Below are 14577 nucleotides of genomic sequence, written 5' to 3' on the forward strand. Positions count from 1 at the left end.
TTTAGTAGGTTCCCTCGCGCAGCAATTCGAGTGCGCCGTCGAGGTCAGCTGGGTACTGGCTTTCATACTCCACCCATTGGCCGCTGACCGGGTGTTCAAACCCGAGACGTTTTGCGTGCAGCCACTGTCGAGTCAGACCCAGCGCCGCAGACAGCTTGGGGTCGGCCCCATAGGTTTGATCGCCGGCGCATGGATGCCCAAAGGCGGAGAAGTGCACTCGAATTTGGTGGGTGCGTCCTGTTTCCAAATGTATTTCCACCAGGCTTGCCCTACCGAACGCCTCGACGACCTTGTAATGGGTCACCGAGTTGCGTCCTCCATCAAGCACGGCGAACTTCCAGTCGTGGCCGGGATGGCGGCCGATGGGTGCGTCAATGGTCCCTTCCAGTGGGTCTGGCAGGCCCTGAACCACCGCGTGGTAGATCTTCTTTGGCGTTCGTTCCTTGAATGCTCGCTTCAGCGCCGTGTAGGCCCGCTCGGTCTTAGCCACCACCATCAGCCCACTGGTGCCAACATCGAGCCGATGCACGATACCTTGACGCTCCGAAGCACCCGAAGTCGAGATGTTGTATCCCTCGGCCATGAGCGCACCGACTACGGTTGGCCCAACCCAGCCCGGGGAAGGATGCGCAGCGACACCAACCGGCTTATCGATCACAACATAGTCGTCGTCATCGGCGATGATCTTCAGGTCTTCCACGGCTTCTACCCTTATCTCCAGCGGATCGGCCTGCGCCGGAATGTCCACCGACAGCTTGTCCCCGGCCTTAAGTTTTAGTGACTTGGCAATGATTTTCCCGTTGACCTGCACATGAGAGTCCTTGCACAAGGATGAGGCTAGGGTGCGCGGAATGTTCAGGGTTCGGGCCAGATAGGCATCGAGCCGCGATGCGCTGTCGGCATCATCGACTATCAGGTCGTGATGAGACGCTTCAATGGCTCCGCTCATGCTTCTGGGTCCGCCGGCTTCTGGTCGGTCGACTGAGACTTTCCATCCTTGCTCTTTGACTGCTCGCCGATGGTGCCGTCGAAGTTCACCCCTCGGATCAGCAAGTAGGCAACGGCGATCATCGAACAAACAATGAATGAGTCAGCTACGTTAAATATCGCAAAATGGTTGACGGCGAACATGTCTACGACGTGGCCAAATCCGAAATAGGGTTCGCGGAAAATTCGGTCGCCCAAGTTGCCAAGCACGCCGCCAAGCAACGCACCGAGTGCAATGGCCCAGCTCAGGACCTTCACCTTGCGGAATAACAGGTAGGTGACGTAAACCGCGACTGCCGCCTGCAGCAGCGCGAAGAGAAAGGTCAAGTTCTCCCCCATGGAGAACGCTGCACCAGGGTTCAGGATGTAGTTAATTGAAAAGAAGCCCGGGATTACTTCAATGAGATCGCCCAGCTGCATGTTGTTGGCAACCAGCGTCTTGACTCCCTGATCGATGATCAAGGCAAGCAATGCGATCGACAGTCCCAAGATCGTATAGCGTCGTGTTTTCGACCCTGCGTTGCCAAGTGGTAATTCGCCCACGCTGTTTCCCATCAATTCCTTTTAAAACGTCAACGGTGGTGCCGGATGAAATCCGTGCACCACCGTTGATCTTACTTTATGACGTGTTCAATTATTGAACGAACGGCACTTAGTTAGCAGCCTTGCCTGCCGAACCGTCGATCGAGCCCTGCGACTCCAGGTCGCGCAGCTGGCCTTCGATGTAGGTCTTCAGACGTGCACGGTAGTCGCGCTCGAAGCCACGCAGCTGCTCGAGCTTGCGCTCAAGTACTGACTTCTGCTGCTCAAGGGCGGAAAGGGTCTTGCGGCTCTTCTCCTCAGCCGAGTTGACCAAGGAGTCAGCCTCGGTCTTGGCTTCGGAGATGATCTTGTCGCGCTGTTCAACGCCCGAAGCGACGTACTCGTCGTGCAGACGCTGTGCCATTGCCAAAACGTTGGCTGCAGATTCTGCCGAAGGAGCGGCAGCAGCTGGTGCTGCTGGTGCAGCAGCCGGGGCTGCGGCCTTCTTCTCTTCTGCTGGCTTAGCAGCAGGAGCAGGGGCGGCAGCCTTCTTCTCTTCTGCTGGCTTGGCTGCAGGAGCTGCGGCCTTGGCTTCTTCAGCTGGCTTAGCTTCTGGCTTCTTCTCGTCAGCTGGCTTGGCGGCTGGAGCTGCGGATACCGGTGCAGGCACTGCCTGCTCCTTGGCCACTGCGTTAGCGTCCTCACCAAGATCAGCTAGACGACGGCGCAAAGTCTCATTTTCACCGGTTAGGCGACGGAGCTCCACCACGATCTCGTCGAGGAAATCATCTACCTCGTCCTGGTCGTAGCCTTCACGGAACTTAGTCGGCTGAAAGCGCTTATTGACAACGTCTTCTGGCGTCAAAGCCATTTGGTCACCTCAATACTGGGTCATTTTCACATGTCATGTGGTTTGCCATATGAAACACTTACCGTTCTTCAGTGTCGCGACCGGTGAAGTCGGAGCACTATTTCCTCAAGGGTATAACGATTTGGTCACTAATTACGAAACCAAGTCCAACCCCGAGTCTCATTTCTTTGAATCTACCTTGCCAAACACCTGCGGACAATCCCTCTAATCAAAGAGAATTTCCAACTCAGATGCCAGTACTTGCTCCAATATTTGCCACGATCAATTTTGCAATGATCACAACAATAAAGAAAATCAAAAAGGACAGGTCAAGCCGGATTCCACCGATATCCAATGGCTTAATTCGTCGACGTAGCCACCGAAGCGGCGGATCGGTGATCGAGACGATTACCGATGCCACGACCAAGGCGATGCCCTTGGGGCGCCATTGCCGAGCAAAACTTTCAGTTATATCCAACACAATCCGCATAAGAAGGAGAATCTGCAGGACTGCCAAAGCGAGATAGATGATCCCGAACACCATATTTGTGCGCTCGCTCCTGGTGTATTAGCTCTGGTTGAAGAATGTTGCTTGAGCCTCTGACTGCTTACGGTCCTCGCCCAGCACTTCAACCGTCGATGGCGAGAGCAAGAAGACCTTGTTGGTCACGCGCTCGATCGAGCCGTGAAGCGCAAAGACCAAGCCAGCCGAGAAATCAACCAAACGCTTGGCGTCGGTTTCGCCCATGTCGGTGACGTTCATAATCACCGGAATGCCGTCACGGAAGTTCTCACCGATGATCTTTGCATCGTTGTAAGAACGAGGGTGCACGGTAGTAATCTGACGCAATTCGGAATCCTCATCCCTCACTGAAGGGGCACGCTTGATCGGAGTCACCGGTGCACGATACTCGGCATCCGGCTCAGGGGTAGTTGGTTGCGGAGCTGCAGATCGCACTACGGGTTGAGGGCGGGGGGTTTCCGCCGGCCGCTTAGGAGCAGGATCTTCGACTACACGGACTTGAGGCCGCGGTTCCGGCTTTTCAACTGGTGCTTCTTCATGCTCGACGGCATCCGCCAAGCCAAGGTAGACCATTGCCTTACGCAGTCCGTCAGCCACGATACTTCTCCTCGTTTGTCCCGTGCATGCACCCCATGCATGATTCCGCTACTTCGACGCTATCGCAATGAATTCGAGTAGCAATGTTCATTCGCTTTTTTCTGGTCGGCGTGTCGCACCGGGCCGGGAATCTGCCCAAACGAGTCCGGCGAGTCTGCCCGATTTTTCAGAACGTCGATATGAGAAAAATCGCTCGTCCTCCAAGGTGCAAATATTGCTTTGCCTCACCCACACGCCGAGATTTTCCAGCTCTTGCTGCGCCGAGACTGGAAGATCCAACGAGTCAGTACCCCAGGTGGTCAGTGAACGAATTCCCGGGCGCATAAGTTCTGATTCTTCGGCCATCGCTTGAGGTACTTCATAGCAATGGCCGCATATGGCAGGGCCAATAACAGCCTCAATTTTGGATGCTCCGAACCCACGCAGTTGCTCAACGGTCCTGGTCAGAATTCCATCCAGCAGCCCCCTGCGGCCTGCATGCGCTACTGCCGTAACAGTTTGTTGCGTTTCCTCAGACAGGCCGACGAACAATACCGGAAGACAGTCGGCAACCATGACCGCCAGCGCCTGTTCCCCGCTGGCGTCAACCAATGCGTCGCAGGTCGGTGCCGCAGGTGTTGCCCAGCTGCTTCGCTCCACCCGTTCTGCAGGGTGCACCACGGTGGAATGAATCTGATTCATGAAATGTAAAGAAAAACGTCGAACCCCGATCGAATCTTCCAATCTGGCACGGTTCTCCCCCACTGTTTCGGGGTCGTCATTCACATGCAGGGCGAGGTTTCCCTCGGCTTGTGTTGTGAACGCCAGTTGAATTCTAGGATCGAGGTTCGACGCGAAATGTAGCACTTCTAGTCTTCTTGCGGTGTCTACTTCAAGAAGTCAGGAACATCCAGGTCATCGTTGGAACCATTGAGGTCCGAGTCGACGACGTCTGGCAGGTCCTGGAAGGAGTTGCGTTCAGCAGCAGGCTTTTCTTCAGCAACCGGCGCTGGCGCGGGTGCTGGAGCAGCTGGCTCAACCGGAGCTGCAGGGACTGCTGGCTCCACCGGACGCGGTGCGACAGCTGGCTTAGCTGCAGCCGCCGGTGCCATTGGCTTGCTCGTAACATCCGGCTCGTCGAAGCCGGCGGCAATCACCGTGACGCGTGCTTCATCGCCGAGCGCATCGTCGATGACGGCGCCGAAGATGATGTTTGCCTCCGGGTGGGCCACTTCCTGGACCAGTCGGGCAGCCTCGTTGATTTCGAACAGGCCCAGATCGGAACCGCCCTGAATCGAGAGCAGCACGCCGTGGGCGCCGTCGATGGATGCTTCCAGCAGTGGCGAGGCAATTGCCAGCTCGGCAGCCTTAACCGCACGATCTTCACCGCGCGCGGAACCAATGCCCATCAGCGCTGAACCTGCACCCTGCATCACTGACTTCACATCGGCAAAGTCAAGGTTAATCAAACCAGAGGTGGTGATCAGGTCGGTGATGCCCTGCACGCCGGAGAGCAGAACCTGGTCTGCCTGGCGGAATGCGTCCAGTACCGAAACATTGCGGTCGGAGATCGACAGCAAACGGTCGTTTGGAATCACGATGAGGGTATCGACCTCATCGCGCAAAGCCTCAATGCCGGACTCTGCAGAGTTTGCACGGCGGCGGCCTTCGAAGGTGAATGGTCGAGTAACCACACCAATGGTCAGCGCACCCAAGGAGCGTGCGATGCGCGCAACGACGGGAGCTCCACCGGTACCGGTGCCGCCGCCTTCGCCTGCGGTAACGAAGACCATGTCTGCTCCGCGCAGGACGTCTTCGATTTCTTCTACGTGATCTTCTGCTGCTTGACGGCCAACCTCAGGGTTGGCGCCGGCGCCGAGGCCGCGAGTGAGCTCGCGTCCTACATCCAACTTCACGTCGGCGTCGCTCATGAGCAGTGCCTGAGCGTCGGTATTGATGGCGATGAATTCAACGCCCTTCAAACCGACTTCGATCATACGATTGACTGCGTTTACACCGCCACCGCCGATTCCGACGACTTTAATGACCGCGAGGTAGTTCTGTGGAGCTGCCACGTCCCGCTTCCCTTGTTAGATGTGCTACATAATTCACGACTCAGGCGTAAAACCTTCACCTTTAGCCTTAAGGTTCGGTTCCTGTCAAGCTATCGCTAGTTAGAACGCTATGAGTCATGTCGCCTTAGTGCAACGACCGCCTCTAGGCGTGTCGTTTATTCAAGACTATCTTTCCAGAATTTTTCGCAAGACTGTTCATCCCGCGCCCAGAATGAACCGACTTAATACGTCACCGGATTTTCCGGATTTGACACGTCGACGGTCTTTTTGGCCAGCTTGTTTTCCTTCAGATCTTTGAGGAATATCTTGGACACTTCGTTCTTCAATGCTGCGTTATCTCCATTACCCCAAATCAAGACATGTTTCTTGGGAAGGGCAAGCTCAACAAAGCCCGCTTCGGTCAAGCTTGCAGTAGAGACCTGCTCCAAGATCTTTTCGTCAACACCGGAGAGAACGCCGGCAAGTTCTTTGAACTTCTCCGGATCTTTTGTTGCATCCGAAGCTTTTATTCTCGGCAGTTTGGTCTCGTCCTTCTCGCCAAGCTTCTTGAGCTTGGTACCGGTCTCCGAGACCAGGTAGTCGGAGTCTCCATCGACCAAGATCGCAACTGGCACCGCTTCAATGATCTCAACAACCAATGTGTCGGGCATTTGCGCCCGAACCACCACACCTTCAATCGTCGGCTGATCGCCCAACAGCTCCGTGACCTTTGATTCTGAGATTCGCGGCAATGGAGTTCCCTCAAGAGGTGCGAGAGACTCCATAACCTTTTTCTCATTCATCAGCTTGGTTCCGGTCACTTCGATGTGCTTTGCCGCCAGCAGCGGCGAAAAGCTCAATACCAAAACGGTGACCAGGCTCAGCACGACAATTACAGCCGCCGAGATCAGCAGAATTTTTCGACGCTTCTTCTCTGGGCTTTGTGGTAGTTCAACAACCTTGGCGTTGTGGTCCATTGGTTCCTTTAGCTGACTCAGAGGGACTAGGACTTAGGCAAGTGCGTCCAATAGTTGTGGACCCAAATAGGTGACGTCTCCGGCTCCAACGGTCATGATGATGTCCCCTGATTCCGCCAACCGCGACACGTGTGCCACCGCCTGCTCAGGTCCAAGCACCTTGGCTGGCACTTCAACACGCTCGGCGATCAGCTCGCTGGTGACACCGGGGATCGGTTCTTCGCGTGCGGGATAGATTTCCAAGAGGGTTACGGTATCTGCCAGGGATAGCGCCTGAGCAAATTGACGATAGAACTCGTGGGTGCGCGAGAAAAGGTGCGGTTGGAAAATCACGTGAAGTTTGCCGTTTTCTGCCACAGCACGGCCGGCCTTCAACGCTGCGGTAACTTCGGTGGGGTGATGCGCGTAATCATCGTAAACTCGAATGCCAGCGGCTTCGCCCTTGAATTCGAAGCGTCGAGCTGCGCCGCTGAAGCTGCCTAACGCGTCCAGTGCCTCGTCTACGTCCACCCCGGCGTTTATGCCGACCGAAAGCGCTGCAGCGGCGTTGAGGAGGTTGTGTGCTCCTGGCACCGCGAGGTTCAAGACATACTCCTGTCCGCTGCCCCATTCAATCGTGGCGGCGAATCTTCCACCATCGCGAACATGGGCATCGGATAGTCGGCGGTCGGCGTGCTCCGCAAATCCGTAGGTCTGAACCCGAATATCCGGGCGGCGCTCACGCATCTTATGCGCGAGGTCGTTGGCGCCTGGGTCGTCGGCGCAGCAGATCAGCAGTCCGTCCGGAGGCAAGAGGTCTGCGAAGTCGACAAATGCCTGGTGCACCGCCTCGGCAGTGCCGTAGTGGTCCAGATGGTCGGCCTCGACGTTGGTCACGATGATCACGTCGGGTCGGTAGTTCAGGAATGACGCGTCGGATTCATCGGCTTCGGCGACGAAATAATTTCCCGTGCCCAGTTCCGCGTTGGTTCCCAGACTTGCAATGTTCGCTCCGACGGCAAAACTCGGCGCCGCGCCGATGCTCTTGAGCATGTGAGCCGTCAAGGAAGTAGTGGTGGTCTTGCCATGGGTTCCAGCAACCGTCACGATCATGTCGTGTCCACGCATAGCCGCCTCAAGGCCCTGGGAACGATGCAAGATCTTCAGTCCGCGGGAAACAGCTTCATCATATTCGGCGTTGCCCGGTTTGATGATTGAAGAGATCACCACGGTGTCTGCGTCGTCGAGATTGCTTGGATCGTAGCCGACGTTGATGCGTGCCCCGCGTGCGCGTAGGTCATCGAGCACCGGAAGGTCCTTTGCGTCGGAACCCGAAACGCTCAGACCGTAGTCGAGCAGCAGACGGGCTACCGCCGAAACACCGACGCCGCCGACACCCATAAGGTGCACTTTGCCTAGTTCAGCATTGAGCTGATCAGCTCGATTCGACATGATTAGCCTTCCTGTCCCACAGTGCCGCGGGATGAAATTTCAGCAATGATCTTGTGTGCCATGTTCTGTGCGGCGTCGCGTTTACCCAACGCTGCGGCGCAGAGGGACATCTGTTCAAGTTTATCCGCGTCCACAAGCAGTGCAGCGACGGTCTCGTCGATGTAGGCCTTCGTGAAGTCCTTGTCGTCTACCAGCAGTGCACCCCCGGCCGCCACTAGTTCACGTGCGTTCAGCTTCTGCTCGCCGTTGCCGATCGGCAGTGGGACTAGCACCGAGGGCGTGCCTGCAACTTCAAGTTCGCAGACGGTTCCGGCTCCGGAACGGCAGACCATCAGGTCCGCTGCCGCGTAGGCAAGTTCCATCCGGTCGACGTATTCAACCTGGGTGTACCGATCATGGGTCAACAGCCGGCCATGATCATCCAAAATCTGCTTGCCGCGGCCGGTGATATGTACGACGTTGATTCCCGCCGCCGCCAAATTGTCCAGGCTTGCAGCGACCGCGGTGTTGATGCTTTGCGCACCCGAAGATCCACCGGTGACCAGCAACAGCGGATTCTCGTCCGTGATGCCGAAGAAGGATCGGGCTTCCTCGCGCAGCGACGTGCGGTCCATGTGCGCAACATTCGAGCGCATGGGCATCCCCACCTGCTCCTCACCGGGCAGTCCGGTATTGGCAAAGGTGGTGCCGACGGCAACCGCCGACTTGGCGCCGACCTTGTTTGCCATCCCGGCCTTGGAATTGGCCTCGTGGACAAAAATCGGGATGCCGAGTTTCTTTGCAGCGACGTAGGCGGGGGTGCAGACGTAGCCGCCCACGCCGAGCAGCGCTTGGGCGTTGTTTTCTTTCATCACCCTTTTGGCCCCGTTGACTGCCTTCATGAACCTAAACGGAAACTTGAACATGTCAAGGCTAATGCTGCGGGGCATTGGCGCCTTTGGAATGAGTTCCAGATTGTAACCGGCTTCTGGAACGAGCCGGGTTTCCAGTCCGCCCGGGGAACCGATTGCGGTAATCTGCGCTTCAGGGAATTCATCCTTGACCGCGTCGGCGATGGCCAACATGGGCGAAATATGTCCGGCAGTTCCGCCGCCCGCGACGACCAGACGAATTGTATCGCTCATGATGTAGTTCTACTCCTAGGGTACAAAGCCAGTTGGTGGCCAAATCGGTATTGAAGAAAGTTCGGAATCGCAGGCGGTGATTATTCGTGCGTGCTTGGCTTCTCAACTGCGACAGGTGCCTCGGCCTTCAGCAGTTCCAGCTTCTGTGCACGGGCCGACGAGAGGACGAAGCCCATGGCGAGCATGACGGCGAGCATTGCCGAACCGCCCGATGAGATGAACGGCAGCGGCACGCCGATCACCGGCAGGACACCGGTAACGGTACCCAGGTTGACGAAGGTCTGGCCGATTATCCACGCCATCAGGCAACCCATGAGGACCTTGGTGTAAAGGTCCGCGGCGCGTGCGGCGATTCGATACATCGCAATAGCCAAAACCGTGAACAACGCCAGGACGAACAGGACGCCGATCAGACCGAATTCTTCTCCCAGAATGGAGAAGATGAAGTCGTTCTGCGCTTCTGGTACGTAGGACCACTTCATGCGGGACTGGCCCGGCCCCACGCCGAACCAGCCGCCCGAGGCGAACGCATGCAAACCCATTTTGGACTGATAGCACTGGTCGTCGACGCCGCATTCAATGTTTAGCCAAGCCAGGATGCGGCCGCGGCGGTTACTGGAGCCCATGACCGCAACTGCAAGCCCGACGAATCCGACAGCAGCCAATGCCAAAATCCATTTCATCCGCATGCCGCCAAGAAACATGGCGGTACCGATGATCATGATCAATACCAGGGCCGTGCCGACGTCCTTGCCGATGAGCACCAGCCCCAAAATCGCAATGCCTACCGGTGCTACCACGGGGACAAGCAGGTGCTTGACGTCAGAGAGCATGTGCTGTTTTTTCTCCAGCATGAACGCGGCAAAGACCGCCAAGGCCAGCTTCGCGAACTCACTGGGCTGCAGGCCGAAGCCGCCGATCTTGATCCAGTTGCGGTTGCCCAGCACGGTATGGCCCAAGCCGGTGAAAGCGACAAGGAACAACAGTACAAACGCCGCGATGACCGAGGGCCAGGCAAGTTTCTTCAGACTGTCGGGTTTGATGAATTGCATGACCAGCATGCAGCCGATGCCTACCACGGCAAACATTGCCTGCGACAGCGCTACGGTAAAGCCGTTCCTGCCGGCGGCGATCGCTTCCACCGAGGCCGAAGACTGCACCATAATGACGCCAAAAATCGCCAGCACGATCGAGGCCAACACCACCAGCCAATAGTCGGTGACTGCAAGCCGGGCACCGCGATTAGCTACCTGATCCAGAAATTTCTCGGCCTTCGCCCCGGAAGTCTGGACGCGGGGGTCGGTTGGTTTCCGACGTGCAGTGCCGGATTTTCCTGGCTGCTTACGCTCCTTGGTCACCACCCGTGCCCCCGTCTGTCTTACGTTCCCCCCTGCTGCGAAGGGGTGTTGCTGCTATTTGTCGCTTGAATCTTGACTCGATGAATCACTATCCATCAGATCACTGACCGCGCTGATAAAGGCGTTGCCACGCTGGGCATAGGAGCTGAATTGATCCATCGACGCCGCAGCCGGGGCCATCAGCACCGTGTCCCCCGCAACCGCCAGTTCCGCTGCCTTCCGTACTGCCCGGTTCATTACCTGGGGTCCGGTCGGAGCGATGCCCTCTTCGGCGATACTCTGCGCCGTGATGTCGAAGACCGGCACCTGCGGCGCTTTCTCGGCCAACGCACTGCGCAGCCCTGCGACGTCGGTCCCGATTAATAGCACGCTGCTCAAACGCTGAGCATGCTTGGAGATCAGCTCGTTGTAGTCAACGCCCTTCGACAGGCCCCCGGCAATCCAGATCACCTTGGTAAAAGCAGCCAGCGATGCGTCAGCCGCATGCGGATTGGTTGCCTTGGAATCGTTGATCCACAGTACGTCGTCTCGGCGGGCTACCGCCTGGATGCGGTGGGCGCCGGCGTCAAAGCTGCTCAATCCCTTGAGCACCGCCTCGGGCTCCACACCATAGGCGCGGGTCAGCGCCGAGGCTGCGGCGGCATTGGCCGCGGTGTGCCGGGGCACGATCTCAGAGATTTCATTCAGCGCAATGAGTTCTACTGCACTGTTGCGGCGGTCATCGATATAGGCGCGGTCCACCAGCAACCCTTCGACTACCCCTACCATCGACATCGCTGGGGTGTCGGTGGTGAAGCCGATGGCACGGCAGCCCTCGATGACGTCGGCTTCTTCCACCATTGAAATGGTGACAGGTTCCTGCGCATTGAAGATCGCCGCAACCTGGGTGCGCTCATAGATCTTTGCCTTTGCGGCCTTGTAATTCTCAAATCCGTCGTGCCAGTCGACGTGGTCTTCGGCGATGTTGAGCACTACCGATGCCACCGGTGAGATGGTGTGGGTGTAGTGCAGCTGGAAGCTGGAGAGCTCCACTGCGAAGACGTCATAGTCCACCGGCTCTCGCACGGCGTCAAGGATTGGGGTTCCAACGTTGCCGACGGCAATGGCCTTCAAGCCCTGGGCCTGCAAAATCGCCTCGGTCATTGACACCGTGGTGGTCTTCCCGTTGGTGCCGGTAATCACCAGCCACTTCGGGGCGGTATGGCCCTCACGGTTCTGCACGCGCCAGGCCAGCTCGATGTCGCTCCACACCTCGATGCCTGCTTCGGTGGCTTCGGCGATGACCGGGTGGCGTGGGTTCCATCCCGGCGAGGCGATGACCAGTTCCGGGGCCTGCCCCTGGACCTGCGGCAGATGCGCGACGTGCTGTGCCCCGAGGAGCACCTCGTGCGCGCCGACGATCTTCAGAGTTTCGCCGCGCTGCTGGTTCAGTTCGTCGTCGCGTCCGTCGATCACGGTGACGACCGCTCCCAGTTCGATCAGGGTGTCGGCGGCGGAGAAGCCCGACAGGCCCAGCCCCGCCACAATCACACGCAGCCCGTTCCAGTCTGCGTCCCAGCTGGTGAGCCCCGCTAGTTTTTCATTGGCGTTCATGCTCACAGTGCAACGACCCATTCAGAGTAGAAGATGCCCAGACCCGCGGCCACGAACAGGCCCGCAAGGATCCAGAATCGGATGACCACGTTTTCCTCGGACCATCCGGAGAGTTCAAAGTGGTGCTGCAGCGGTGCCATCTTGAACACACGCTTGCCGCCCGAAAGCTTGAAGTAGCCCACCTGGATGATGACCGACAGCGAGATGATGACGAACAGGCCGGCGATGATCACCAGCAGCAGTTCGGTGCGCGAGAGGATCGCGAAGGCAGCTACCGCGCCGCCGATGGCCAGGGAGCCGGTGTCGCCCATGAAAATCTTGGCGGGTTTGGCGTTGAACCACAGGAATCCGATCAGCGCCCCGGAGAGGATCGCGCCGAGCAGCGCCAAATCCTGCGGGTCGCGGACGCTGTAGCAGACATCGAGTGCGTTGATGTTGCTGCATGCCTGGTTCTGCTGCCAGATGCCCATCAGCGTGTAGGCGCCGAATACCATGATGGAGGCGCCTGTCGCCAGGCCGTCCAGGCCGTCGGTGAGGTTCACGCCGTTCGTGGTGCCGGTGATGATGAAGTTGGCCCAGATCACGAACAGCACTAGGCCTAGTATCGGCCCGGCGAAGGCTAGGTCGATGTTGGTGTCGCGCAGGAAGGAAATGGCAGTGGAAGCAGGGGTGAGCCCCTGTTCATTCGGGAACTGCAGGGCGAGCACGGCAAAGACCACGCCGATGATTCCCTGCAGCACTATCTTCTGCCAGGCTCGGAGGCCAAGGGACCGCTTCTTGAAGATCTTGATGAAGTCATCCAGGAATCCGACCAGGCCCATGCCGCCGAAGAGGAACAACAGCAGCAGTCCGCTGGCGGTGATCCCCGAGCTGGCGCGGCCCAACATGCTCAGAATCAGGTGCGTAGCAAAGTAGGAGACGAAGACCGCTAGAACGAAAACCACGCCGCCCATGGTGGGCGTGCCTGACTTCACCGCATGCGAGTCAGGCCCGTCGTCGCGCACCACTTGGCCGTACTGCTTCTTGGTCAATAGCTTGATATACAGCGGCATGAACACCACTGTCAGCAGCAGGGAAAGGCCTGCTCCAATGATGAGTCCGATCATGCTCGGCCACCTTTCTGTCCGAATGCTGCAATTTCGTCACCTAGATGGCGCAGTCCAGCACCGTTGGAAGACTTGAACAGCACGATGTCTCCCGGTTCCAGCTGTTCTTGCAAAAGGGTCCGTGCTTCGGCTGCGTCCTCGACGAAGTACGCTTCGTCCCCCCAGCTGCCCTCGAGGACCGCCGAGTTGTAGGCTGCCTTGGCACCCCGTCCAACGACTACAAGCTTTTGGATGTTCATCCGCACGGCCATGCGGCCGAGCAGATCGTGCTGGTGGATTGACTCTTCACCCAGCTCCAGCATTTCTCCCAGCACGGCCCAGGTGCGTCGGGCCGGCGCGTCGGCGCTTGGCAGGCCGAGTTCTGCAAGGGTGACCAGGGCGGCGCGCATGGATTCTGGGTTGGCGTTGTAGGCGTCGTTGATGATGCTCACGCCGTCGGTCCGCTCGATGCGTTCCATGCGCCAGCGGCTGCCGGCCTTGCGGCCGTTCAATACGCGGGCGACGAGCTCCGGTTCGATGCCCAGTTCGTTGGCCGCGTTGGCAGCCGCAAGGATGTTGGCCACATGGTGGCGGCCTAGCAGGCCCGAGGTGATGCGCTGGCTGTAGCCGTTGGGGAATTCAAGGGTCATTTCCGGCTGGCCGTCGGTGTTGACCAAGACCTCGCCGGCCCAGACACCGGCGTTCTCCGGCTTAACGGCACCGCTGCCGAAGAGTCGGACCGCACTGTTTGCACGGGATGCCATGCGAGCGACTCGAGGGTCTTCAGCGTTCAAAATTGCCACACCGTCGGCGTCAAGGGCTTCTACCAGTTCGCCCTTGGCCTTTTCGATGTTCTCCACTCCCCCGAATTCACCGGCGTGGGCGGTGCCGACGCAGAGCACCACGCCGATCTTCGGGTGCACCATGTCGGTGAGGTAGGTCAGGTGGCCCAGACCGGTGGCGCCCATTTCAATGACCAGATACTTGGTGTCTTCGGTGGCGTTGAATACCGTCAGCGGCACGCCGACTTCGCCGTTGTAGGAGCCAATCGGCGCAACGGTAGGCGCAACTTCGGAGAGGATCGCGGCGAGCAGATCCTTGGTGGTGGTCTTGCCCGCCGAGCCGGTGATGCCGATGACCTCGGCGTTGTTCTTGGCTTTGAGATAGTTGACGATGTGAGCGGCGATGCTACCCATGGCTTCTACCGCGTCATCGACGATGACTGCGGGGTGTTCATTGCGTTCTTCGTCGTAAGTCACGCGTTCGGCAAGGGCGAGCACGGCCCCACGGGACAAGGCCGAATCGATGAATGCGTGGCCGTCGGAGAATTCACCCGGCTTGGCAACAAATAGCGAACCTTGTACAACTTCACGGGAGTCGGTGGTTGCCGAAGAAACCACCGTGTCGGGCGCAACGCTGGCGGTTGCATGCCCTCCGGTGATCTTCAGCAGATCGGTCAGAGACAGTTCAATCATGGCAATAAGGACTTTACACTTG

The 14577-nt window shown here is 58.2% G+C and carries 14 protein-coding genes; all 14 read right to left on the minus strand.

All coding sequences use genetic code 11. From position 1 onward, the window contains the following. Position 1 precedes the first annotated feature (1 nt). The 14 genes from RUH64_RS11590 to murF all read right to left on the minus strand — a co-directional run bounded on the left by RUH64_RS11590 (position 2) and on the right by murF (position 14555). Positions 2–949 carry an RluA family pseudouridine synthase gene (locus tag RUH64_RS11590; protein ID WP_313813511.1) on the minus strand — a complete coding sequence of 316 codons (948 nt, stop codon included), beginning with the start codon at positions 947–949 and terminating at the stop codon, positions 2–4. Then, complete coding sequence (gene lspA, locus RUH64_RS11595; protein ID WP_313813512.1) at positions 946–1530, minus strand: signal peptidase II; 585 nt, start codon at positions 1528–1530, stop codon at positions 946–948. Before lspA ends, RUH64_RS11590 begins: the two co-directional genes overlap by 4 nt. A 109-nt stretch (positions 1531–1639) precedes the next feature. After that, complete coding sequence (locus RUH64_RS11600; RefSeq protein ID WP_313813514.1) at positions 1640–2380, minus strand: DivIVA domain-containing protein; 741 nt, start codon at positions 2378–2380, stop codon at positions 1640–1642. A 226-nt stretch (positions 2381–2606) separates the two neighbouring features. Continuing rightward, a complete protein-coding gene (locus RUH64_RS11605; protein WP_313813515.1) occupies positions 2607–2903 on the minus strand; it encodes a YggT family protein in 297 nt (98 codons plus the stop codon). 24 nt (positions 2904–2927) lie between these two features. Further along, positions 2928–3479: a cell division protein SepF gene (locus RUH64_RS11610; RefSeq protein ID WP_313813516.1), complete on the minus strand. Its 552-nt coding sequence runs from the start codon at positions 3477–3479 to the stop codon at positions 2928–2930. Positions 3480–3566: 87 nt separating this feature from the next. Continuing rightward, positions 3567–4325 (minus strand): polyphenol oxidase family protein, encoded by a 759-nt coding sequence (locus tag RUH64_RS11615; protein ID WP_313813517.1) that lies wholly within the window; start codon positions 4323–4325, stop codon positions 3567–3569. 20 nt (positions 4326–4345) lie between these two features. Continuing rightward, on the minus strand, positions 4346–5533 hold the full coding sequence (gene ftsZ, locus RUH64_RS11620) for a cell division protein FtsZ (RefSeq protein WP_313813519.1): 1188 nt from the start codon (positions 5531–5533) through the stop codon (positions 4346–4348). 221 nt (positions 5534–5754) lie between these two features. Continuing rightward, positions 5755–6489: an FtsQ-type POTRA domain-containing protein gene (locus tag RUH64_RS11625; RefSeq protein ID WP_313813520.1), complete on the minus strand. Its 735-nt coding sequence runs from the start codon at positions 6487–6489 to the stop codon at positions 5755–5757. A gap of 33 nt (positions 6490–6522) precedes the next feature. Then, positions 6523–7920 carry a UDP-N-acetylmuramate--L-alanine ligase gene (gene murC, locus RUH64_RS11630; RefSeq protein ID WP_313813522.1) on the minus strand — a complete coding sequence of 466 codons (1398 nt, stop codon included), beginning with the start codon at positions 7918–7920 and terminating at the stop codon, positions 6523–6525. A gap of 2 nt (positions 7921–7922) precedes the next feature. Then, on the minus strand, positions 7923–9044 hold the full coding sequence (murG, locus tag RUH64_RS11635) for an undecaprenyldiphospho-muramoylpentapeptide beta-N-acetylglucosaminyltransferase (protein WP_313813523.1): 1122 nt from the start codon (positions 9042–9044) through the stop codon (positions 7923–7925). Between the two features lie 80 nt (positions 9045–9124). Continuing rightward, the gene (gene ftsW / locus RUH64_RS11640) at positions 9125–10402 is read right to left on the minus strand and encodes a putative lipid II flippase FtsW (protein ID WP_313813525.1); all 1278 of its coding nucleotides are present in this window, start codon (positions 10400–10402) and stop codon (positions 9125–9127) included. 54 nt (positions 10403–10456) lie between these two features. After that, positions 10457–11995 carry a UDP-N-acetylmuramoyl-L-alanine--D-glutamate ligase gene (gene murD / locus RUH64_RS11645; protein ID WP_313813527.1) on the minus strand — a complete coding sequence of 513 codons (1539 nt, stop codon included), beginning with the start codon at positions 11993–11995 and terminating at the stop codon, positions 10457–10459. Positions 11996–11997: 2 nt separating this feature from the next. After that, positions 11998–13101 (minus strand): phospho-N-acetylmuramoyl-pentapeptide-transferase, encoded by a 1104-nt coding sequence (mraY, locus tag RUH64_RS11650; protein WP_313813528.1) that lies wholly within the window; start codon positions 13099–13101, stop codon positions 11998–12000. After that, positions 13098–14555 carry a UDP-N-acetylmuramoyl-tripeptide--D-alanyl-D-alanine ligase gene (gene murF, locus RUH64_RS11655; protein WP_313813530.1) on the minus strand — a complete coding sequence of 486 codons (1458 nt, stop codon included), beginning with the start codon at positions 14553–14555 and terminating at the stop codon, positions 13098–13100. The genes mraY and murF overlap by 4 nt, the downstream gene beginning before the upstream one ends. Positions 14556–14577: the final 22 nt, after the last annotated feature.

The organism is Glutamicibacter sp. (genome assembly GCF_032154645.1).
Classification (GTDB): domain Bacteria; phylum Actinomycetota; class Actinomycetes; order Actinomycetales; family Micrococcaceae; genus Glutamicibacter.